Here is a 21,469-nt window from a genome sequence, read left to right as displayed (position 1 = left end):
AATGCTCAAAAATAATAGTTCAGGGGCGGTGTAACATCCAGCCGGTGATCGTGTCTTGGCTATAACAGCGTATTGGTTTATTCAATTCTTACAGGCATGGATATGAATCGCAGCAAGCTTTTACTTCTTCTGATTATCGCCGTCATCGTGGGGGGCTTTCTCGGACTCGACGGTCACAAACTTCTGACTCTGGAAAACCTGCAGTCGCACCAGAGTGCCATCGGGCAGTGGATTGACCAGAATCTGGTATTGGCCGTCACAGGTTACGCGGTTATCTATGTGGTTGTGACTGCCCTGTCTCTGCCCGGAGCCACCATCATGACTCTGGCCGGCGGAGCCTTCTTCGGCAACCTTTACGGTTTGGCGGCGGTCTCCATTGCGTCGACCGTGGGCGCATCCCTGGCCTTTCTGGTTGCCCGATTCCTGATGCGGGATACCCTGCGTAAGCGCTACGCGGAAACCGTATCCAAAATGGACCGTGGCATCGAGAAAGACGGCGCCTTTTATCTGGCCACCCTGCGCCTGGTGCCGGTGTTCCCCTTCTTCCTGATCAACCTGGCCATGGGCCTGACCGCGATGAAGCTGCGCACCTATGCTCTGGTGAGTTGGATTGCCATGTTGCCGGGCACTTTTGTTTATGTGAATGCCGGCACCCAGTTGGGTCAGATCCAGTCCACCGGTGACATTGTGTCGGCCAACCTGCTGCTGTCCTTTGCCCTGTTGGGGCTGTTCCCGCTGATCGCCAAGTTTGTGGTGGGCTTTATCCGCCGCCGCAAGGTCTATGCCGGCTGGCAGAAGCCGGATCATTTCGACTACAACCTGCTAGTGATCGGCGGTGGTTCGGCCGGGCTGGTGTCGGCCTACATTGCGGCCGCGGTGAAGGCCAAAGTGGCGCTGATTGAAAAGCACAAAATGGGCGGCGACTGCCTGAACACCGGCTGCGTGCCTTCCAAGGCTTTGATCCGCAGTGCCAAGGCGGCGGATACCCTGCGCCATGCCAATCGTTACGGGCTGGAGTCGGTGCCGGTAAAAGGCTCGTTCAAGAACATCATGAATCGGGTCAAGGATGTCATCGCAAAAGTGGAGCCCCACGATTCCCCGGAACGCTATCGGAAGCTGGGTGTGGACTGCATTTCCGGCGAGGCGAGTTTCGTGTCGCCCTGGGAGCTGGAGGTGAAACACAATGATGGCCGCACCGAACGCCTCACTGCCCGCAGCATCATCGTCGCCACCGGTGGCAAACCTGCCGTGCCACCCATTCCCGGCCTGAACGACATGCAGCCGCTGACCTCCGATAATTTGTGGGAACTGGAGGAGCAACCGCAACGCCTGCTCGTGCTCGGTGGTGGCCCCATTGGCTCGGAACTGGCGCACGCGTTCGCCCGGCTTGGCTGCCATGTGACCCAGGTGGAAAAAGGCGAGCGATTGCTGGCAAAAGAAGATGCTGATGTCTCGGAGCTGGTACTCAAACAGTTTGAATCCGACGGAATTGACGTCCGGTTGAAACATTCCGCTGCCGAGTTTCGTATAGAGGATGGAGAGAAGGTCGCCTATTGCGATTATGAAGGCGAGACAATACGGCTTCCCTTTGATCAAGTTTTGGTGGCGGTGGGGCGCGCGGCGAATACCTCCGGCCTGAACCTGGAAGCGATTGGCGTGGACACCTTGCCGAACGGAACTGTGCCGGTGGAAGACGACATGAGCTTGCGTTATCCCAACGTGTTTGCTTGCGGCGACGTGGCCGGCCCGTACCAGTTCACCCATGCGGCCGCCCATCAGGCCTGGTACGCGGCGGTGAACGGTCTGTTTGGCCAGTTCAAGCGCTTCAAGGTGGATTACCGGGTAATGCCCTGGGTGACGTTTACCTCTCCGGAAGTGGCCCGGGTTGGTTTGAGTGAAGCGGAGGCTCAGCAGCAAGGGGTTGCCTACGAGGTGACTCGCTATGCCCTGGACGATCTGGACAGAGCCATCGCCGAGAGCGAAGACCACGGCTTCATCAAGGTGCTCACGCCGCCGGGCAAAGACAAGATTCTGGGGGCCGTGGTGGTGGGTGCCCATGCAGGAGAAATTCTTGCCGAGTTCACGCTGGCGATGAAACATGGCCTGGGGCTGAACAAGATTCTGGGCACCATTCACCCGTACCCCACCTGGAACGAGTCAGCCAAGTACGCGGCGGGTGAATGGAAGCGGGCCCATGCGCCCGAAGGCATTCTGAGGCTGCTGGAGAAGCTCCACGGCTGGCGCCGTGGTGGCAAAAATACAAAAGCATTGAGGAGCACCTATGCCCCTGACTGAAACCCGACCGGCACGCAGTAAACGCATTCCGGCCGTGGAAGTGCTGGAACCCCGGGCATTCGACAGCTGGACCCACACCCGCAACGGCGACCCCCGGGGATACATCGACGCGGACAAGCTCAAGGAGCTGTGGATTCACACGGGCACCGCCTGCAACCTGGCCTGCCCCTTCTGCCTGGAAGGTTCACACCCCGGCGATGGTCGCATTCCGGGCATGAAGCTCAGCGATGTGAAACCGTTTATCCACGAAGCCATCGACATGGGCGTGGAGCAGTTCTCCTTCACCGGCGGAGAGCCGTTCGTGATCCGGGATTTCGTGAATATCCTGGATTACGCCAGCCAGCACCGGCCCTGTTTTGTGCTGACCAACGCCACCGAGCCGCTGCATAAACGGCAACACCAGGTGTTGCCGTTACTGGACAACCCCTACCCGATTCACTTCCGGGTCAGCCTGGATTTTCCGGATCGCGCACGGCACGACAAAGATCGCGGCGAAGGCAGCTTTGCCCAGGCACTGGACGGTATCCAATGGCTGATCGAACAAGGTTTCAAGGTGTCCATCGCCCGGCAGACCGACCCCGGCGAAAACCCGGTGGAGGTGGAAGCCGCGTTCCGTGAGATTTTCCGTCAGTGGAACATTCCGGAGAACCTGGCGTTTACCGCGTTTCCGGACCTGGGCACGCCGGGATCTGAAGACGGCAGCCCGGAGATTACCGAGACTTGCATGGAGAAGTACCCGACCAAAGAGGCCCGTTCCCACTTCATGTGCACCTACACGCGGATGCTGGTGAAGAAGGGCGATCAGGTTCGGGTGTATGCCTGCACGCTGGTGGATGATGACCCGCAGTACGACTTGGGCGGCACGCTGGCTGAGAGCATGGACGAGCGGATTATGTTGCGGCATCACCGGTGTTTTTCCTGTTACCGGTTTGGGGCTAGTTGTTCGGCGCCCGGTTGATGTCTTGTTTCGGAGTTCTGGGGTTCTGGAGCTTTGGAGTTACGGCTGTTGGGGTTGGGGGATGCCCTCCAAAACAAAAATCGTGGATTTTTTAATGGTTTTGGAGGGCATCCCCCAACCCCAACAGCCTTGTTGAATACCGGTGGTGTACCGGAAAGCTGTTATCGATGTCGGGGGCGTTGAGCGGTGGAGGGGGTTCCAAAACCATTAGAAAATCCACGATTTTCGTTTTGGAACCCCCTCCACCGCTCAATGACCTGCACCAAAACAATGGAATAAAAAAATGAACTTTACTGAAGCCTCCCTGTTCTGGGGATTTCTGTTGGTCTACGGCGTGGTTATGTACGTGCTGTCGCCCAAGAGCAAGAACGCCAATTCGTTTTACAAAGGCGCAGATGACCACGGCAACCCGGTGGGCCAGTGGTCGCTCACGGCGAGTATCTTTATCAGCTGGATCTTTGCCAAATCGGTGACCAACGCCGCCAACCTCGGCGCCGCTTATGGCGTGGTCGGTGGCCTGGCCTACGCCAGTTACTGGTTGTCGATTCCGGTGGCGGGTTACGTTATCTACCTGATCCGTACCCAGACCGGGGCCAGGAGCCTGCAGGATTTCCTGACCTCCCGGTTTGGACGGTTCGCAGCGCTGGCGTTTGCGGCGGCGATCCTCATCCGGTTGTATAACGAAGTCTGGAGTAACACCGCCGTGGTCGGTGGGTATTTCGGCCTGCCTGGTGAGTGGGAATACTACGCTGCGGCGATGCTGTTTACCGTTTTTACCCTGGCGTACAGCCTTAAAGGCGGGCTTCGGTCTTCGATCTTTACCGATGTGATTCAGGCCTTTGTGTTCGTGTTCTTCGTCGGGGCGGTGTTGTTCCTGATTATTCCGGCCAACGATACCAGCGCGCTGCTGACCAACGGCGAGTTCCGCCTGAACGCCGGCTTCGATCTGCTGCTGGTGGCTTTGTTGCAGCTGTTCAGTTACCCGTTCCATGACCCGGTGCTGACCGACCGGGGCTTTGTGAACAAGGAAAAGACCATGCTCAAGAGCTTCGTGGTCGCGGGTCTTCTTGGCTTTGTGGCAGTGTTTATCTTCAGTCTGGTGGGCGTGCATGCGCGTCTCAATGGCATTGAAGCCATGGGTAATGCGCCGGCCGCCGTCGGGCAATCGCTCGGGTTGGCGGCGTTGTTCTTTATGAGCGTCATCATGATGACTTCGGCCGGTTCAACGCTGGATTCCACCTTCAGTTCGCTGGCGAAATCCCTGGCGGTGGATCTGCCCCGCCTGGCCCGTCGTGCTCAGGATAAGTTGCCGAGTGTTCGCATGGGAGCTGTGGTCATGGTTGTGTTTGCCTTGCTCGGCAATCTACCGATGTTCGCAGGCACTGACATCCTCAAGGCCACAACTATTTCGGGCACCATGGTGATGGGCCTGGCGCCGGTGTTCCTGTTTTATGGCTTTACCCAGTGGTCGCCCTGGAGCTTTCACCTCAGTTTCTGGACCGGGCTCGGGTTGGGTGTTCTGCTGGCGGCGGGCCTCATTCCCTCCAGCTGGGCGATTGGTGATGGTGCCTACGCCATGTTGCTGGGTGTGAATGCCTACGGCTTTCTGATCTGTACGGCGTGTTTCTTCCTGCCTTTGCTGCTGCGGCGCCTGGCCGGAAAGTCTGTGGTTGCTGAGGGCGCGTGATAAAACGGGAGGGATCAGGCAATGGCTGACACAGAAGGGCGCAGCTGCCCGCTGGCTTACCGCTACCGGCCGGAAGCGCTTTGCGGGGAGCCCTCCCATGCCTCCGAGAGTGTGCTGTATATCGTCGGCGGGCTGTACGGCAACCCCTTTGCCCTGGACGAAATCGAAGCCATGGCGCAGGCGGAGGAGCGCCATGGTCACCGGGTCAAACTGGTGTTCAATGGCGATTTTAACTGGTTCAACGCCGACGACACCTTGTTCCGGGAGATCAACAGCCGGGTTCTGGACCATACCGCGGTTCTCGGCAATGTGGATTATGAGCTATCGCTTCCCAATGCCGGAGCGGGCTGTGGTTGTGCCTACCCGGAGTACGTGGATCAAGGTGTGGTGGCGCGTTCGAACCAGATGATGGAACGCCTGCAGGCGCTGGCGGACCAACACCCCGATATCCAAAAGAAACTCTCGCTATTACCAAGATACCGCTGCCTGATCTTTGGAGGCCTAAAGATTTTGGTGTTGCATGGTGACCCTGAGTCGCTGGCGGGCTGGGGGTTGTCCCATGAAGCATTCACCGCCGGTAACGACCGGCAGTTGGTCAGTTGGTTTCGCACCACCGGTGCCGATGTGATCGCGTGCACTCACACCTGCCTGCCGGTTCTCTGGTCTGGAGAAGTGGATGGGCGCCCTTGCCTGGTGACCAATAACGGCGCGGCGGGGATGGGTAACCTGCGCTCTGACCCACGCGGTTTGATTACCCGTCTTGGCTTTACGAGCCCCTTCTCTGAGCCTGTGGCGGGCTTGGCGCGGCCCGGTTTGCACGTTTCCCTGATGCCTGTGGCTTACGATGTGAATGCCTGGCTGTCACAGTTTGACCGGCTGTGGCCGGAAGGCTCGCCTGCGGCAGTGTCTTATCGGAGCCGCCTGGTGGGTGGAACCAGTCTGGATCCTGGCAATGTGGTTTTTCCTTCCATTCCGTAACCAGTCTGTCACTGGCGAATGCTTCAATTCGGTCTATTCTGAAAGAATCGAACCCCGGTAGTTCTTGGTGGCTGTTGGGGGCGACTTGAAATATATTTTGTGGTCTATATAATTCAACTCTAACTTTTGAAGCGAATTGATCACGTTATGACATCAGAAGGATCGAATACCACCGCCATCACCTTGCGCAAACCTACCAAGGATGATGGCTTCAGGCTCCACCAGCTGGTTGCGGAATGTCCGCCGCTGGACCCCAACTCGATTTACTGCAACCTGTTGCAGTGCAGCCACTTTGCCGAGACCGGCGTGGCGGCGGAGAAGGACGGCGATCTGGTCGGCTTTATCTCCGGATACATCCCTCCCCAACAGCCCGAGACCGTGTTTGTCTGGCAGGTGGCGGTTCACGAGAAAGGTCGTGGACAGGGCCTCGCCAAGCGGATGCTGAAGGAAATTGTGGGTCGCGAAGCGTGCAAGAATGTCACGCATCTGGAAACCACGATTACCGAAGACAATGAAGCCTCCTGGGCGCTGTTCCGCTCTTTTGCACGTGATCTGGGAGCCGAGCTCACCTATCACGAGCACTTCGAGAAAGAGACCCACTTTGGCGGCAAGCACGACTCCGAGTTCCTGCTGCGCATCGGGCCCTTCACGAAGCCTGTCTGAGTGCCCTGATTCACCAATGTGAATCGCCGATAGCGACTAGAAACAGCCGGCGGGCTACCCGAGGTGGGCCTGCCAAAGGGCTGACATCAACGCACGGCGGGCTTGTTGCGACCGACACGTATTACCAGCAGGCTCCCCGCGCAATTACCTCGAACCTGACATGCTAAGAGGCAAGACAATGGAAATTTTTAAGTCCACTGAATCTGAAGTACGCGTTTATTCCCGTGCCTTCCCGGTGATTTTTAACCGTGCCAAGAACGCGCACCTGTACACCGAAGACGGCAAACAGTACCTGGACTTCCTGGCCGGTGCCGGTTCCCTGAACTACGGCCACAACAACGATATTCTGAAAAAAGCGCTGCTTGAGTACATCGAAGCGGACGGCGTGAGCCAGGGCCTGGATATGTTTACCACCGCCAAGCATGACTTCATGGAAGCCTATAAGAAGTACATCCTGGATCCCCGCGGCCTGGACTACAAGATGCAGTTCACTGGCCCCACCGGCACCAACTGTGTGGAAGCGGCCATGAAGCTGGCCCGTAAGGTCAAAGGCCGCACCGGTATTATCTCGTTCACCAACGGTTTCCACGGTGTCACCATGGGTGCGGTTGCTGCAACCGGTAACAAGCACCACCGTGGTGGTGTCGGCACACCGCTGGGCAGCGTTGATTTCCAGTTTTACGATGGTTACCTCGGTGAAGACATCGACACCCTGATGATCATGGACAAGGTGCTGTCCGACAGCTCTTCCGGTGTTGAATTGCCGGCGGCAGTGATTGTTGAGGCGGTTCAAGGCGAGGGCGGTCTTAACGCAGCCCGTGCCGAATGGCTCAAAGGCCTTTCTGACCTGTGTAAGAAGCACGATATCCTGCTGATTCTGGATGATATCCAGGCGGGCAACGGCCGTACCGGTGAATTCTTCAGCTTTGAATTTGCTGGCATCAAGCCGGACATTGTGACCGTGTCCAAGTCGCTGTCCGGTTACGGTCTGCCGATGGCGCTGGTGCTGTTCAAGCCGGAGCTGGATGTTTGGGAATCCGGTGAGCACAACGGTACCTTCCGTGGTAACAACATGGCGTTTGTCACGGCCCGTGCCGCGGTAGAAACCTACTGGAAAGACGACAGTTTCGCTAACGAAGTGAAGGCCAAGACCAAGGTGCTGGGCGACGCCCTGCAAGCGATCTGCGACAAGTACCCGAGTGAGTTCAAGATGAAGGGCCGGGGCCTGATGCGTGGCATTGAAGCGACCCATGCGGACATCACCGGTGCCATTACCAAGCGTGCTTTCCAGAAGGGCCTGATCATCGAGACCAGTGGTCCGAACGACGAAGTCATCAAGTGCCTGATGCCGCTGACCACCAGCGAGGAGGACTTGCGCCTGGGAGCCAGCCTGCTGGCCGAGTCGGTTGATGAAATCATGCAGGAAGGTGTCAGCGAGGCGTCGTAAGGCGCCCGTCATCCAGACCATTCATTCCGCAGGATAGCGAAGGCAAAAATATGACTACGGCACAGCATACCGTCGAGAAGATCGGCGGTACCTCAATGAGTAATTATGAGGCCGTTCGCGACAATATCATTATTGGTAAACGCAAGAAGAGCGACCTCTACCAGCGGATTTTCGTGGTGTCAGCCTACGGTGGTGTCACCAACGAACTGCTGGAGCACAAGAAAACCGGCGAGCCGGGCGTATACGCCCTGTTCGCAGACGCTGAATCAGACTGGGCCTGGGGCGACGACCTCACCAAACTGATCCAGTTCCTGACCGACATCAACGGCGAACTGTTTGAAGACCCCATGCTCAAACAGCAGGCTGACCAGTTCATTACCGACCGAATTGAAGGGGTGCGGGGTTGTCTGATCGACCTCCAGCGTCTGTGTTCCTATGGCCAGTTCCAGCTGGAAGAGCATCTGCTGACCGTTCGGGAAATGCTCGCCGGAATCGGTGAAGCCCACAGTGCGTTCAACACCGCCCTGAAATTGCAGCAGGAAGGCATCAATGCGCGCTTTGTCGACCTGACCGGCTGGCGCGACAGCGAACTGCTGCCTCTCGACCAGAAGCTCAAGCAGGCGTTCGACAGCGTTGACCTGACTCGCGAACTGCCGATTGTCACCGGCTACGCTCAGTGCAAGGAAGGCCTGATGCGAACCTTTGACCGGGGATACAGTGAAATGACCTTCAGCCGGGTGGCGGTAATCACCAATGCCCGTGAAGCGATCATTCACAAGGAATACCACCTGAGTTCTGCTGACCCCAATATTGTGGGTGAAGAGAAGGTGGTGCCCCTGGGCCGAACCAACTACGACGTGGCCGACCAGCTCGCCAACCTCGGTATGGAAGCCATTCACCCCCGTGCCGGTAAGGGCCTGCGCCAAAACGAGATTCCGTTGCGGGTGATGAACACCTTTGAACCGGAGCACACCGGCACGCTGATCACTGGCGATTACGTCAGCGAGAAGCCGCAGGTGGAAATCGTGGCCGGTGCCAAGGGCGTGTTCGCCATTGAGGTGTTTGACCAGGACATGCAGGGTGAGCCGGGCTCAGACCGCCGAATCCTGGAAGTGCTCAGCCGCTTCAAGGTGCGCTTCATGTCCAAGGACACCAACGCCAACACCATTACCCATTATGTGGACACCACGCTCAAGCACGTGAAGCGTGTGGTCAAGGCGCTGGAGGAAGAATTCCCCAATGCCGAGATCAGTACCCGCAAAGTGGCCCTGGTGTCTGCCATTGGCAGTGATATGAAGGTGCCAGGCATCCTGGCCCGTTCGGTGAAATCATTGGCAGACCAGGACATCAGCGTGTTGGCCATCCACCAGTGCATGCGTCAGGTGGATATCCAGTTTGTGATTGAAGAAGACCACTACAACCAGGCGATTGTGGCCCTGCACGGTGCTCTGATTGAACCCCACAATCACGAGTACGCCATTGTAGCGGCTTCAACCACCTGAAGAATTACCCACCGGCAAAACCGGTCGCTTTGCCGGTGGGTAATGGAGGACGTCTTGCCTCCTGATCGGGCGCCCGGTCGGCCGTTTTGCCCGGTGTTTTCACCGGGTAAGTAACATGGCCGGGCGTGACCGATCTCCTCACCTCCCCGCTCGTTTGTCTCGGTTTTCCACGCCTTCCAGGGCAATCTGCCCGCCCGACCTCACCGTATATTCGACAAAGTTTCAACGGGTACCTTAGCCAATGCAGATACATGATCGGCAGGGACCGTCTCCGACTCTTCCCCACGATGGTGAAAGGGATTCCCTGGTAGGGTTGTACTTCAGGGATGCGTCCCGACATGAACTTCTCAGCGATGATGCGGAGCGCCGTCTGGCGCGGCAGCTGATTCGCAGCTTAAGAGTGATCAGCCAGGAACTCTGTTTGCCCGATGACACCCCACAAACCCTTCGGGAAGTGGTTGGTAGCCTGGGTGATGCCTGTGCCTTCTCCAGCCGCTGTCGCCGGGCCTATCACCTAGCCATGGCCTGCCGGCGCCGGCTGATTCAGTGCAACCTGAGGTTGGCGGTGCACATTGCCCGCCGTTACAACCAGCACGGTATCCCCATGTCAGACCTGATTCAGGACGCCAATGTGGGTTTGATCAAGGCGGTTGAACGATACGACCCGGCTAAGGGTTTTCGTTTTTCAACCTATGCCTACTGGTGGATCAGCGAGGAGGTGCGCCGTTGCCTGCAGCGTGGCGTGCGGGTAGTGCACACACCGGAGAACGTCGTCGAGGAAATACGTCAGCTCCAAAAAACCTCCATGCGATTACACCAGGCCCTGGGGCGCACGCCATCGCAGACCGAGCTGGCCAAAGCCATGGAGGCCTCGCCCTCGCGCATCGGCGAACTGAGAGCGCTGGCCGCCCGGGAAGTGTCCACCGATGTGCCTTTGCTTGAAGACGGTACCATTACCCTGGGCGACAGCCTGGCCAGTGGCGAAACCATGTCTCCAGACCATCCTCTGCGGCAGCGGGACCGGCAGATTACCTTGCAGGCCATGATGGGTGAGTTGACTGAGCGGGAGAGGGATATTCTGTCCCGACGTTACGGACTGGGCGTATCCGAACCGGAGACGCTGCAAACCCTGTCGGATCAGTTGGGAATCAGCCGTGAGCGGGTACGCCAGATAGAGAAGACCGCGTTAAAGAAGCTGCAACAGTGGTTTTCGGAGCCGAACAACGGTGCCTGACCTCAGGCACCGTGACTAAGATAGAACCACACGCCGACGGTCACCTGGCACGCCAGTACCACGGTGGTCAGCACCAGGCGCAGTCGCAGATACCATGCCGGCCAGTAGGGCCGCATCCAGCGAGCGTCGACGATGTACAGCAGCAGGTAGGCGGTGGTGTACAGGGCAATCTTGTGGGGCGTTTGTAATAGCAGCCCTACTCCGGCGGCGACGAAAAACAGCTGGCTGAGTAACATCGACACCAGTGGTGACTGGGGGTAGGAGCGGTTCTCCAGTTGCAGTGCGATGGTCCAGTAAATGCCGGCCATGAACGCGAGAATGCCCGCACTGTACGCGTAGAACCAGCTCAGGATGATGATGCTTTTCCCCGGCATTGCAAACAGGCCGGCGGTTCCTGCAAGAAACGGTATCAGGCCGGCTATGCCGACCAGGATGGCGAGACGGGCAACTGCAATCACGACCGTTGCCTCTGAACCTGTATCCGCATGGGTTCGAATTCTGTTGGCTCCATGCCCACCATTTCATGGTAGGCGGACGGGTGAACAATCTGGGTTTCACGCACGTCCAGATCGCTCAGGGTGTCCTGCAGTTGCCAGGCGCTGCGAAACAGGCGTGTTTGCCCTTTGTCGTCAGACAACAGCATCAGGCCATCCGGCCCGTGCAGTCTGGCCATGTAATGCTGGCCTTCCAGTGAAATGATCTCCAGCAGTTCAATAACCGGCTGCTCGAGGTTCCTGAGTTGGTTGAGGGTGATGCGCACGGATTGGCTCCCGAAATGGTGTTACCCAGGGATTTACGTGCAACCGCTCCGGTAAGATCATTGTGACATCTCAAAGCAGGCCTGATAGGCCGGGCATTGAACCAGATGATCATTCACCATGCCTGTAGCCTGCATGAAGGCGTAGACGATGGTCGGGCCAACGAACGTGAAGCCGGCTTTCTTCAGGGCCCTGGACATGGCCTCGGATTCTTTGGTGATCGCCGGAACTTCCTCGAAACGTTGCCAGGTGTTCTGGATTGGCTGGTGATCAACGAACTGCCAGAGAAACGAGGAAAAGCCAATGCCCTGTTCCTGCAGTTCAAGGTAGCGTCGGGCATTGTTGATCACCGAACGTACTTTCAGTCGATTACGGATGATGCCCGGGTTCTGCAGCAGGCGTTGCTGGTCTTGCTCGGTAAAGCGGGCGACGGTTTCCGGATCAAAGTTGGCATAAGCGTCGCGATAGCTCTGTTGCTTTCGCAGGATGGTGATCCAGCTCAAACCTGCCTGCTGGCCGTCCAGACACAGCTTTTCAAACAGCGCCTGGTCATCGTACTCCGGGCGGCCCCAGACGGTGTCGTGGTAATGCACGTAGAGTGGGTCGGTGCCGCACCAGGGGCAGCGCTCGGTGTATTGGGTCATAACAGTGAATCCCGGTTATCGCTTTGACCGGATGACCCTGTGGAACATGGGCTCCCAACTTGCTTCCTGGGTACCCGCCAGTGCCAGGTTATAGTCATCCGGAGGTGGTTCCAGCAGGGTGATGCCGGGCCAACTGCTCGGGCCGCCCTGATCCCTGTTTCGATAGACCAACGTTACCAGAAAACCCTCCACGTAGAAGCAACTGGCCAGCCAGGTCTGGTCGGGCTGATCGCCATAGAGCTCAAACTGGTTGCGAACTTCAAGGGTTTGCAGGTTGCCGGCAATGCCACGACCGGTTGCCTTGAGCCAGGCTTCTTTCAGGGTCCATACTTTAAGGAAATCGAAGGGATCATCAGCGCGAAACAGCCACTCCTGTTCGATGGGGGAGAACCAGCGTCTGGCAACGGCGACCCAATCCGGCCTGCGTTGGCTTGGCTCGATGTCGATACCCAGCTGATAGGTGTCTGTGCCCACGGCGCAAAGCCCCCGGCTATGGCTCAAGGACAGAAATCGGCCTTCCGGATTAACGGCACTGTTTGGTCGCCCATCCACGGGAAGACAGCACTCTGGTGCCTGGTCACTGGTTTGCGCAAGGCTTTGCCGGAGCAGCCAGCGGCTGGTCAGGAACTCCTGACGGCGAGTACCCGCCAGCCGAGCCAGTGTTTCAGCCTCGAAACCGGTCATCCAGGCAGGAGCTTCGGGAACATCCCGGTTGATCTGGTGGCACAGCCAGATACTGGGACGATCAGGGTTGGAGTCGTTGGATGGTCCAGCCATCGGCCTCTCTCACGTATTCAAAACGGTCGTGAAGTCGGCTTGGCCGTCCCTGCCAGAACTCGATGCGTTCCGGTACCACCCGATAACCGCCCCAGAAGCTGGGTAAGGGTATTTCACCGGAGCTGAACTTGCGTTTCATCTCCGCCACCTTTTGTTCCAGTAGCCCCCTTGAGGTAATCGCCTTGCTCTGTTCAGAAACCCAGGCTCCGAGCTGGCTGCCACGGGGTCTGGAGGCGAAGTACCTGAGGGATTCCGCCTTACTGACTTTCTCTACCTTTCCCTGAATACGTACCTGGCGGTTCAGACCGATCCAGGGGAACAGCAGCGCAGCCCTTGGGTTTTCGTCCAGTTCTCTGGCCTTGCGGCTGCCGTAGTTGGTGTAGAAAACAAAGCCTTGGCTATCAAAGTATTTCAGTAGCACGGTGCGCAAGTCCGGCATCTGGTCAGAGCCGGTGGTGGCAAGTGACATGGCGTTGGGTTCCAGAATCCCGGCACTACGGGCATCGTTAAACCAGGCCTGGAACTGGGCTACTGGGTCGTCATTCAGGTGTTCCCTGTCCAGCCCCTTACTTTCAAAATCCCGACGCATATCGCCGATGTCCATTCACCTCTCCTCGTCTTGCTGCGTAACCCGCTAAGTGTCTACAGGTACGGCACTCAAGCATAACGGGTTCACGTTGGCGTGTCAGCGGCTGACAAAGGACTACCGGGCGGACTATCCTAGTGTCAGGCAGGGGGTGCAGGCAGCCCCGTGTGTTCGCCCTCGATCAAGGAGAGTTTCGTGGCCCGGAGTCATTCCCCCAGTCGTTTGCCCAGAAACCTGGCTATTGTAGCGGTCGTTCTGTTTGGCTTGTACGCCCTCGCAGGCTTTTTGGCTTTGCCCTGGTGGCTCGAAAAGACTTTGCCGGAACAGCTGAATCAGCAGATGGGCTGGCAGGCTGAGTTGTCGGAAGTTCAGGTAAACCCCTTCACCCTGACCCTGGATATAACGGGGTTGTCTGCGGACGACCGTGCCGGCGAAAAAGTGGTCGGGTTTGATCGCCTGTTTGTAAATCTGGGTTTCTTTCCCCTGTTCCGGGGGATCGTCCATTTCCAGGACATTCGCCTGCAGGAACCGCACATCCGGCTGGATCTGTTGGATGACTACAGGATCAACTTTGCCCGCGATTGGCAGGCCTCCCGGCCAGATGAGCTCGCACAGGAACCCGTAGCCGCAGCCGAAGCCGAAGCCGGGGATGAGGCAGGCGCGATACCCAAGCTGTACTTCCAGCACCTGGCGATCGATGGCGGCGAGTTGCTGTTCCGGGATTTCAGCCAGGCGGAGCCGGCAGAGTTCCGTATTACCCCGCTCGACCTGTCCATCAACGAGCTGGCCACCTGGCCAAGGGAGACCGGTGGCAGTCAGTATTCAGTGATCGCTGCCCTGGGTGACCAGACCATTGAGTGGGACGGTGAGCTGAGCATAGCGCCACTTTACTCCGAAGGCCGCCTGAAGGTGGCTGATTTGCGCCATGACACCCTGGCGCATTTTCTGTCGCCGTTTTTGCCATGGCAGTTACGGGATGGCACCGTGGCCATAGAGTCCTATTACCAGTTGGCGGGTGGCGAGCCGTTTGAGCTGATCACGTCCCAGGGCAAGCTGACTGTGCAGAACCTGGCCCTGGCCCTGGATGCCGGGGATGAGGAACCGGGCTTGACCACTTCCGGTATCCAGGTTGATGGTATCGGCTTTGATCTGACAGCCAGAGAAGTCCGCGTAGGTATGATCACACTCGATCAACCCTTTGTTGCCGCGGTCCGCAACAACGAGGGTCAAATTGACTGGCTGGCAACTATGCCAGAAGCCACTGCCGATGAAGGCCAGGGCGAGCCACCGGACACCGGCGTACCGGCGTTTCGCTGGTCGGTTCAGGGTTTTGAGCTGGCTGACGGGCGGGTGCGCTGGCGGGATCAGGTGCCACAGCAAGCGGCGGAGCTGGAACTGGTGGATCTGGACATAACCCTGGGCGGTTTATCGGATCGCCTGGATGAACCCGTCAGCTACCGGCTGAGTTCAGCGCTTGCCAGTGGTGGCCGTGTCGCCGCCAACGGCCAGTTGACACCGGCGCCGTTCACGCTGGAGGCGGCAGTATCCGGTTCCGATCTTGTGCTTGCGGTGATTGAGCCATACCTGCAGCAAGCGGCCAACCTGGCGTTGGCCAGCGGTGAGTTGAGTTTTGATGGCAACCTGGACCTGGACAGCCAGGACGATCCGATGACCGGCACGTTCAGCGGCACCGGCGAGGTCGCAAACCTGGATTTAAGGCTGCCTGATGGCGATGCCTCCATGTTGGGCTGGCGTACCCTGCGCCTGGCGCCAATCGAATTCAATGTTTACCCGCCAAGGCTGGAAATCGGCACGGTAACCCTGGCACGGCCCTCGCTGAACGTCGTTCGCTCATTTGATGGCGTGCACAATCTGGCCCGGATCGTTCGCGGGCAGCCAGATACCGGCAGTGAGCCTGCATCAGCGCAATCGACAGGCCCCGAAGCCAGCTCCGGAGAAACGGAGTTTGTTTTCCGGATCAATCAACTGGTGGTTGAAGACGGAGCCGTCGGTTATTCCGATCGCACACTGGAGCCGCCGTTCAGTACCAACTTTGATCATCTCACCGGTGCGGTCAGCGGCATCAGTAATGTGCCGCCACAGCAAGGACGGGTGAACCTCAAGGGCCGGCTCGCAGGCGTTGCCCCCGTCACCTTTGAAGGCACGCTGGGCGCATTGGGCACCGAGGATACCAGCGACATTCGCCTGGCCATGGAGGATCTGGCATTGCCGGTATTGTCACCCTACTTCGGCCGATACCTGGGCTACGCCGTCGACTCGGGCAAGCTCAAAATGAATCTGGACTATGCGTTCACCGGCACCCGCCTGAAAGCCTCAAACCGGGTAGTGCTGGACCGTATGGAGCTGGGTCAGGCCGTTCCGAGTGATGAGGCCATCAGCGCGCCGGTCAAGCTCGGCCTCGCGCTGCTGACAGACCGCCGTGGCCTCATTGAGGTCGACTTGCCGGTGCAGGGTGATATCGCCGATCCGGAGTTTCGGGTCGGCCAGATCGTCATGCGCGCGTTTGTGAACCTGCTGGTGAAAGCCGCGGCATCCCCCTTCAGCATGTTGGGCTCCCTGGCTGATCTGGCGGGCTTCAGTAATGAAGACCTGGGCGAGGTCAGTTTTGTGCCGGGTAGCGTTGAGTTGGCGGAGGGTGAGGCCGCCAAACTGTCGGCCCTGGCACAGGCTTTGAGGGAGCGCCCTGAGCTGGTGCTGAACGTTCGCGGCGGCGTAAACCCGGAAGCTGACGCCCTGGCGCTACTGCGCGCCCGGATGGAAGCCCGGGGCGAGGAACTGACCGACGAAGCCTGGGCCCAGGCACAACAAGCCTGGCGCGAGGGTGAGCGCCCGCTGCCGCCAGAGGCCCTGGGGCAACTGGCTACCAACCGGGGTCTGGCGGTTCGCCGCCTGCTGCAGGAAACCCACGAAGTAGACCCCGCCCAGTTGTTCACCCTGGAGCCGTCCCGCCAGGCCATCACCGATGAACAGGGGCTTGTCACCGTGCAGTTCACGCTGGACGTTCGTTAATCCTAATCGAATCAGGTAGTTCTATGGCCAGTCTGACACAGCGCACTGCCAGCCACTTTTTTGCCTATGTTTCCCGCCTGCGCTGGATCAAGCGCTGGGGCTTGATGCGCAACGCCATCGAAGAAAACGTCGCCACCCATTCCTGGGAAGTGGCGACCATCGCCCACGCCCTGGCGCTGATCCGCAACCGGCATTTTGACGGTCAGGTCAACGCGGACCGCATCGCGGCTGCCGCGCTTTACCACGATGCCACCGAGGTGATCACCGGCGACATGCCGACACCGGTGAAATATCACTCGAAAGTGATGCGGGAAGCCTTCGGTGATATCGAACACAAGGCAGAAGCGGAGTTACTGGCCTTGTTACCGGCCGATCTCCGGGATGACTTCTCGCCCTATGTTCGGGAGTCCCGGCTGGCTGAGCAGGAAAAGGAATTGATCAAGGCGGCTGACCGGCTCTCGGCCTGGCTCAAGTGCCGGGCGGAAATCCGTGCCGGCAACCCGGAATTCGTGCCCGCCGAAGCCCAGATCCGCGCCCGGCTGGACGCAGACGGATTGCTGGAGGTGCGCTACTTTCTGGAGGTCTTTGCACCGGGTTACGACCAGCCCCTGGATAATCTGCTGGAATAGCCGGTTGACTGGCCCCGCTGCCGGCACCAGGCGGAGTCCGCTGCCATAGGTTTGGCCCGGGTGGCTCTCTAAAGTGGCGAAGTACCTAGACGCTGCTTTAATTGGAAAGACCACAACAAGAGGCTCCCGCCATGAAAGATCTGAAAAACAAAGTTGCCGTGGTAACCGGTGCTGGTTCCGGCATTGGCCGTGCCCTGGCCCACGCCCTGGCAGCCCGGGGCTGCCGCCTGGCGCTGTCGGATGTCAACGAAGCTGGCCTGGCGGAAACCGTCGCCACCCTCGACAAGAACCGTGTGAAAACCTACCGCCTGGACGTGTCTGACCGTGATGAGATTTACGCCCACGCCGAACAGGTGAAGGCAGATTTCGGCCAGGTAAACCTGGTGATCAACAACGCGGGTGTAGCGCTGTCTGCCACGGTGCGGGAAATGACTGACGACGACTTCAAGTGGGTCATGGACATCGATTTCTGGGGCGTTGCCCACGGCACACGGGCCTTTTTGCCGCACCTGATCGCCTCCGGCGACGGCCACGTGGTGAACATCTCCAGCGTATTCGGCCTGATTGGTGTGCCCAAGCAAAGCGCCTATAACGCCGCCAAGTTTGCCGTTCGTGGCTTCACCGAATCCCTGCGCCAGGAAATGAAGCTGGAGAACCAGCCAGTGCATGTCAGCTGTGTGCACCCGGGTGGCATTCGTACCAACATTGCCAACGCCGCTCGTATGGGCAAGTCCGAAAACGCCGACGCCCAGCGTAAGGGCTTCGATAAGCTGGCCATGACCACCCCGGACAAGGCGGCCGAAATCATCGTCAAAGGCATTCTGAAGAACGAATCCCGCATCCTGGTGGGCCCGGATGCCTGGGGTATTGATGCCATCAACCGCCTGTTGGGCTCTGCCTATCAGCCACTGGTGGAGCGTTTCTCCAGAAAGAACCTGTACGTCTGATCGGTTCTAACCCCCGGCCCTTGAATACCGATTGCTTATTTTACAACCAGTATTCAAGGGCTATACTCTGAGGCTGATCCAGGGAAGAGTCAGCATGAATACGCCAAAGCATCCCGATCTGGGCGCGGCGCTGGAACACAGCCGCTCCGGTTTGCGGGACAATCACCGCCGTACACTCGCAAGATTACTGTTCTTTGTCACCGGTTCTGCACTGGTGGTGTTTGCTGTGCTTCAGTTTTTCAACGGATTCCCCTGGGTGTCTGCCATTGAACTGCTTGCCAGCGGCCTTCTGTTCTTCGGCGCGCAACGGCTGAAGACCACGCCCCACCTGCAGCAGTGGATCTACGCCTATCTGGTGGCCCTCTTCTCATTCTTTATTGTCATCATGTTGTTGCCGGATGCCTCCATCGCGGCGTTTGTCTGGGTGTTGATGATGCCGGTGTTGGCCTATTTGCTGCTGGGAAAATGCGAAGGGATGATCCTGAGCGTGCCGTTCATGGTTGTTGGCCTTGTTGTCTACTACTTCTTCCTGGAAACCGTTGGCACCGCCCACGGCATGATTGATCTGCTGAACATGGTGTTGTGCGGCGTGCTTATGCAAGTGTTCATGCATATGTACGAGGAGCGCCGGGAGGAGGCCGAGCAACGGCTGGTGGACATGGCCCAGACCGATGCCCTGACCGGCCTGGCTAACCGGGCTAATTTCCAGTCCACCCTGGCCCGCACCATTGCCGAATGCGAACGCAACGGCAGCGGCTTTGCGCTGGTGGTGATGGACATCGACCACTTCAAGCTGGTGAACGACACCCTTGGCCATGATGCCGGTGATCACGTGCTGCGCAACATCGGCCAGTGCCTGACCGAACGCCTGCGCACCACCGACTCCGTGGGCCGGCTCGGTGGTGAAGAGTTCGGTTTGATCCTGCGGGACGTAAAACCTGCAGACGCCTTTGAACTGATGGACGAACTGCGAGAGCGCATTGCCGGCCGGGAGTTACACTACGGTGAGGCCGGTATCCGGGTGACGGCGTCCTTCGGCATTGCCCAGTGGCCTGACCATGGCCAGGATGCCGAAACCCTGTTCTGTGTCGCCGACCGCTGCCTTTATACCGGCAAACGCGCCGGTCGGAATCGGGTGGCCCCTGCGGGGCCGGTGCACCGTGACCGGAGCGAAAAAACCGTGGCTGGAGGTACGGTCTGAATCGGGTATCCTAAGGCGGACAGCATCGACAGCCAAGGACCGAATTCACCATGTGCGAACTGCTGGCCATGAGCGCCAACACCCCCACCGACCTGTGTTTCAGCTTCACCGGTCTGACCCGCCGTGGTGGCGAAACCGGACCCCACAAAGACGGCTGGGGCGTATCCTTCTATGAAGGCAAGGGCGTTCGCAGCTTCCACGATTCCGACGCCAGTGCCAGCTCCCGCCTGGCCGAAGTGGTCCAGACCCACCCGATCAAAAGCGAAGTGGCCATCTGCCACATCCGCCAGGCCAACGTTGGCGAAATCTGCCTGGCCAACACCCACCCGTTTATCCGCGAACTCTGGGGCCGCTACTGGGTCTTCGCCCACAACGGCCAGCTCTCCCACTTTCGGGCCGCAGTGGGATTCTACGAGCCGGTGGGCGACACCGACAGCGAAGCCCTGTTCTGCGATATCCTCAACCACCTGCGCAGTCACTGTGACCGCAAAACGCCCCTGAAGGAAGTGGTAGAGAGGCTGGTGCGCCTGTCACAGGCCTACGCCCGCGAAGGCGTGTTCAACCTGCTGCTCAGTAACGGCGACTGGCTGTTCACTTACTGCACCACCAAAATGGCCAGCATCACCCGCCGAGCCCCCTTCGGCCCGGCCCGCCTAAAAGATGCCGACGTGACCGTCGATTTCGAATCCGAAACCACCCCCAACGACATTGTCAGTGTGATCGTCACCGAACCTCTGACCAGTGATGAACAATGGGATGTCTACCAGCCAGGCGAGTGGCGGCTGTGGAAAAAGGGAGAAGTGATAGCATCAGGAGGAAAGTAAGACTCTGGGCCGAAAGAGCCCAAAGTACAAAGTCCAGTCAAGCAGGAGAGTGGGTGGGGTAAGCTTTTCTGCAGGAAAAAAGATGTCTGAGCAAAGCGAGTTGTTTTTTCCGGAAGAAAAGCTTACCCCACCCACTCGCCAGCGTAACTCCAGAGCCCTCAGCGTAACCCAGAGCCCCCGGAGTCACGCTGAGCGGCAGACCTTACTGCAAGGTCCGCCGATTCCCATTCTTATACTGCGGCGCAATGTAACCCTCGATCTCCGCCTTGAACCGACCGATCACCTCACTGTTGTCCTTGTCCCAGGGGTGGAAACCAGGCTTGAAGTACTCCAGCCAGGTCGGAATCAGGCTGGAAAACGCACCGTCCTTGCCCCACATGCGCCACATGCCCTTGGCGGCATCCTTCAACGAGAAATGCTTGCGATCGTGCATGATCATACGGCCGGTGTACCAGGTACCCACAATGCCCAGTGCGACAGTACTGAACACCTGATAGAACGCCCGCTCGGCGTAGGTGCCGCCAGCCTGCTGGAAGACATCGTAGGCAACCGCCTTGTGTTCGGTCTCCTCGATGGCGTGCCATACCCAAAGCGGGCGCATGCTCTCGTGCATATCCTCGCGCACGTCATCCCGCTCCAGCAGCATGTCGGCCATCATGGCGGTGATGTGCTCCAGGGCGCAGGTAATGGCCAGCTGGTGGCGCTTGGGCAGTTTGCGGGCCACGTCCAGAATCACCTTCAGGTCACGCTCCATTTCCTCCACCGGCATGCCCTGGTCCCGCACGTGCTGGTTCATGGCAATGTGTTCCAGCGAATGCATGGCTTCCTGGCCAATAAAGCCGCGAACTTCCTCTTTCAGCTTGGGGTCCTGAATCTGGCCCCGGAACGCCCGTACCGAATCCACAAAGAACTGCTCGCCCTCGGGGAACAGCACCGACAGCGCATTCATGGTATGGCTGATCAGGTAATTGTTATCCAACCAGTACCGGGGTACCTGTTCTCCAAATTCAAAGCCCATGCGCTGCGGCTTGATCGAGACATTGTCCGGTGTATGTGAAACCTTGTTTTGCTTGTCTGTTTGAGTTGTTGTCAGCATGTCTGTACTCCTCTGCGATTGAACGCTTTGGCTGATGTCATGGGTCCAGTGTGGAGGAGTCAACGGCGTTTCAGAATGCGAGGTTGGGACGGCTACCGTTCACATTGGGACAAAAAGCGCCGCACAATTGGCCCGGGAGACAGGTAAATCGGTGCGAGCCGCCCCACTGCCAGTGGCGGTGGCTTCTGATAGAGTCAGAAACACGATAAATAT

At 58.5% G+C, this 21,469-nt stretch carries 19 protein-coding genes; 13 read left to right on the top strand and 6 right to left on the bottom strand.

Annotated features, from left to right (window positions below):
* The first annotated feature begins 102 nt into the window (after window positions 1-102).
* The 8 genes from J122_RS04280 (at window position 103) to J122_RS04245 (ending at window position 10,764) form a co-directional block, all read left to right on the top strand.
* On the top strand, window positions 103-2,295 hold the full coding sequence (locus tag J122_RS04280; protein ID WP_061331319.1) for an FAD-dependent oxidoreductase: 2,193 nt from the start codon (window positions 103-105) through the stop codon (window positions 2,293-2,295).
* Window positions 2,282-3,253 (top strand): radical SAM protein, encoded by a 972-nt coding sequence (locus tag J122_RS04275; RefSeq protein ID WP_061331317.1) that lies wholly within the window; start codon window positions 2,282-2,284, stop codon window positions 3,251-3,253. Before J122_RS04280 ends, J122_RS04275 begins: the two co-directional genes overlap by 14 nt.
* Window positions 3,254-3,536: 283 nt before the next feature.
* Window positions 3,537-4,940, top strand: coding sequence for a sodium:solute symporter family transporter (locus J122_RS04270; protein ID WP_061331314.1), 1,404 nt, complete (start codon window positions 3,537-3,539; stop codon window positions 4,938-4,940).
* 21 nt (window positions 4,941-4,961) lie between these two features.
* A complete protein-coding gene (locus tag J122_RS04265) occupies window positions 4,962-5,918 on the top strand; it encodes a hypothetical protein (RefSeq protein ID WP_061331312.1) in 957 nt (318 codons plus the stop codon).
* A gap of 147 nt (window positions 5,919-6,065) precedes the next feature.
* Window positions 6,066-6,581, top strand: coding sequence for a diaminobutyrate acetyltransferase (gene ectA, locus J122_RS04260; protein WP_061331310.1), 516 nt, complete (start codon window positions 6,066-6,068; stop codon window positions 6,579-6,581).
* A 178-nt stretch (window positions 6,582-6,759) separates the two neighbouring features.
* Window positions 6,760-8,028: a diaminobutyrate--2-oxoglutarate transaminase gene (gene ectB / locus J122_RS04255; RefSeq protein WP_061331308.1), complete on the top strand. Its 1,269-nt coding sequence runs from the start codon at window positions 6,760-6,762 to the stop codon at window positions 8,026-8,028.
* 50 nt (window positions 8,029-8,078) lie between these two features.
* Window positions 8,079-9,530, top strand: coding sequence for an aspartate kinase (locus tag J122_RS04250; protein ID WP_061331306.1), 1,452 nt, complete (start codon window positions 8,079-8,081; stop codon window positions 9,528-9,530).
* Between the two features lie 241 nt (window positions 9,531-9,771).
* Window positions 9,772-10,764 carry an RNA polymerase sigma factor RpoD/SigA gene (locus tag J122_RS04245; RefSeq protein ID WP_061331304.1) on the top strand — a complete coding sequence of 331 codons (993 nt, stop codon included), beginning with the start codon at window positions 9,772-9,774 and terminating at the stop codon, window positions 10,762-10,764.
* Between the two features lie 2 nt (window positions 10,765-10,766).
* On the opposite strand, the gene J122_RS04240 is transcribed toward J122_RS04245, so the two are convergent.
* Genes J122_RS04240 through pdxH form a run of 5 tightly spaced genes read right to left on the bottom strand, consistent with a single transcriptional unit; the run spans window position 10,767 to window position 13,547 of the window.
* Window positions 10,767-11,222, bottom strand: a complete 456-nt coding sequence (locus J122_RS04240; protein WP_061331302.1) for a DUF3429 domain-containing protein — start codon at window positions 11,220-11,222, stop codon at window positions 10,767-10,769.
* Window positions 11,219-11,524, bottom strand: coding sequence for a DUF6482 family protein (locus J122_RS04235; protein WP_061331300.1), 306 nt, complete (start codon window positions 11,522-11,524; stop codon window positions 11,219-11,221). The genes J122_RS04240 and J122_RS04235 overlap by 4 nt, the downstream gene beginning before the upstream one ends.
* A 57-nt stretch (window positions 11,525-11,581) precedes the next feature.
* Window positions 11,582-12,166 (bottom strand): DNA-3-methyladenine glycosylase I, encoded by a 585-nt coding sequence (locus J122_RS04230; RefSeq protein ID WP_061331298.1) that lies wholly within the window; start codon window positions 12,164-12,166, stop codon window positions 11,582-11,584.
* A 15-nt stretch (window positions 12,167-12,181) separates the two neighbouring features.
* Entirely contained in the window at window positions 12,182-12,943 is a 762-nt protein-coding gene (locus tag J122_RS04225; protein ID WP_061331296.1) for a 4'-phosphopantetheinyl transferase family protein, read from the bottom strand.
* The gene (gene pdxH / locus J122_RS04220) at window positions 12,912-13,547 is read right to left on the bottom strand and encodes a pyridoxamine 5'-phosphate oxidase (protein WP_061331294.1); all 636 of its coding nucleotides are present in this window, start codon (window positions 13,545-13,547) and stop codon (window positions 12,912-12,914) included. The genes J122_RS04225 and pdxH overlap by 32 nt, the downstream gene beginning before the upstream one ends.
* Window positions 13,548-13,724: 177 nt before the next feature.
* On the opposite strand from pdxH, the gene J122_RS04215 reads away from it, so the two are divergent.
* The 5 genes from J122_RS04215 (at window position 13,725) to J122_RS04195 (ending at window position 20,160) form a co-directional block, all read left to right on the top strand.
* On the top strand, window positions 13,725-16,559 hold the full coding sequence (locus tag J122_RS04215; RefSeq protein ID WP_061331292.1) for a DUF748 domain-containing protein: 2,835 nt from the start codon (window positions 13,725-13,727) through the stop codon (window positions 16,557-16,559).
* A gap of 23 nt (window positions 16,560-16,582) precedes the next feature.
* Window positions 16,583-17,188: a 5'-deoxynucleotidase gene (yfbR, locus tag J122_RS04210; protein ID WP_061331290.1), complete on the top strand. Its 606-nt coding sequence runs from the start codon at window positions 16,583-16,585 to the stop codon at window positions 17,186-17,188.
* A gap of 131 nt (window positions 17,189-17,319) precedes the next feature.
* Window positions 17,320-18,135 carry an SDR family NAD(P)-dependent oxidoreductase gene (locus J122_RS04205; protein ID WP_058092851.1) on the top strand — a complete coding sequence of 272 codons (816 nt, stop codon included), beginning with the start codon at window positions 17,320-17,322 and terminating at the stop codon, window positions 18,133-18,135.
* Between the two features lie 94 nt (window positions 18,136-18,229).
* Window positions 18,230-19,336 carry a GGDEF domain-containing protein gene (locus J122_RS04200; RefSeq protein ID WP_061331287.1) on the top strand — a complete coding sequence of 369 codons (1,107 nt, stop codon included), beginning with the start codon at window positions 18,230-18,232 and terminating at the stop codon, window positions 19,334-19,336.
* A gap of 50 nt (window positions 19,337-19,386) precedes the next feature.
* On the top strand, window positions 19,387-20,160 hold the full coding sequence (locus J122_RS04195; protein WP_061331285.1) for a class II glutamine amidotransferase: 774 nt from the start codon (window positions 19,387-19,389) through the stop codon (window positions 20,158-20,160).
* Window positions 20,161-20,362: 202 nt separating this feature from the next.
* Here J122_RS04195 and J122_RS04190 read toward each other — a convergent pair whose 3' ends face one another.
* Window positions 20,363-21,256: a metal-dependent hydrolase gene (locus J122_RS04190; protein ID WP_061331283.1), complete on the bottom strand. Its 894-nt coding sequence runs from the start codon at window positions 21,254-21,256 to the stop codon at window positions 20,363-20,365.
* Window positions 21,257-21,469 lie beyond the last annotated feature (213 nt).

It is taken from the genome of Marinobacter excellens LAMA 842 (assembly GCF_001574445.1).
GTDB classification, from domain to species: Bacteria; Pseudomonadota; Gammaproteobacteria; order Pseudomonadales; family Oleiphilaceae; genus Marinobacter; species Marinobacter shengliensis.
Note: the sequence above shows the minus strand (reverse complement) of the source record. Positions and strands in the feature narration are given on the sequence as shown.

Bases quoted from the DNA above. Each gene is read 5' to 3' on its own strand.
- J122_RS04200 (WP_061331287.1), top strand. From the start codon at position 18,230: ATGAATACGCCAAAGCATCCCGATCTGGGCGCGGCGCTGGAACACAGC.
- yfbR (WP_061331290.1), top strand. From the start codon at position 16,583: ATGGCCAGTCTGACACAGCGCACTGCCAGCCACTTTTTTGCCTATGTT.
- J122_RS04270 (WP_061331314.1), top strand. From the start codon at position 3,537: ATGAACTTTACTGAAGCCTCCCTGTTCTGGGGATTTCTGTTGGTCTAC.
- J122_RS04275 (WP_061331317.1), top strand. From the start codon at position 2,282: ATGCCCCTGACTGAAACCCGACCGGCACGCAGTAAACGCATTCCGGCC.
- J122_RS04265 (WP_061331312.1), top strand. From the start codon at position 4,962: ATGGCTGACACAGAAGGGCGCAGCTGCCCGCTGGCTTACCGCTACCGG.
- pdxH (WP_061331294.1), bottom strand. From the start codon at position 13,547: ATGGACATCGGCGATATGCGTCGGGATTTTGAAAGTAAGGGGCTGGAC.
- J122_RS04205 (WP_058092851.1), top strand. From the start codon at position 17,320: ATGAAAGATCTGAAAAACAAAGTTGCCGTGGTAACCGGTGCTGGTTCC.
- J122_RS04195 (WP_061331285.1), top strand. From the start codon at position 19,387: ATGTGCGAACTGCTGGCCATGAGCGCCAACACCCCCACCGACCTGTGT.
- J122_RS04225 (WP_061331296.1), bottom strand. From the start codon at position 12,943: ATGGCTGGACCATCCAACGACTCCAACCCTGATCGTCCCAGTATCTGG.
- J122_RS04280 (WP_061331319.1), top strand. From the start codon at position 103: ATGAATCGCAGCAAGCTTTTACTTCTTCTGATTATCGCCGTCATCGTG.
- ectA (WP_061331310.1), top strand. From the start codon at position 6,066: ATGACATCAGAAGGATCGAATACCACCGCCATCACCTTGCGCAAACCT.
- J122_RS04245 (WP_061331304.1), top strand. From the start codon at position 9,772: ATGCAGATACATGATCGGCAGGGACCGTCTCCGACTCTTCCCCACGAT.
- J122_RS04230 (WP_061331298.1), bottom strand. From the start codon at position 12,166: ATGACCCAATACACCGAGCGCTGCCCCTGGTGCGGCACCGACCCACTC.
- J122_RS04190 (WP_061331283.1), bottom strand. From the start codon at position 21,256: ATGCTGACAACAACTCAAACAGACAAGCAAAACAAGGTTTCACATACA.
- J122_RS04250 (WP_061331306.1), top strand. From the start codon at position 8,079: ATGACTACGGCACAGCATACCGTCGAGAAGATCGGCGGTACCTCAATG.
- ectB (WP_061331308.1), top strand. From the start codon at position 6,760: ATGGAAATTTTTAAGTCCACTGAATCTGAAGTACGCGTTTATTCCCGT.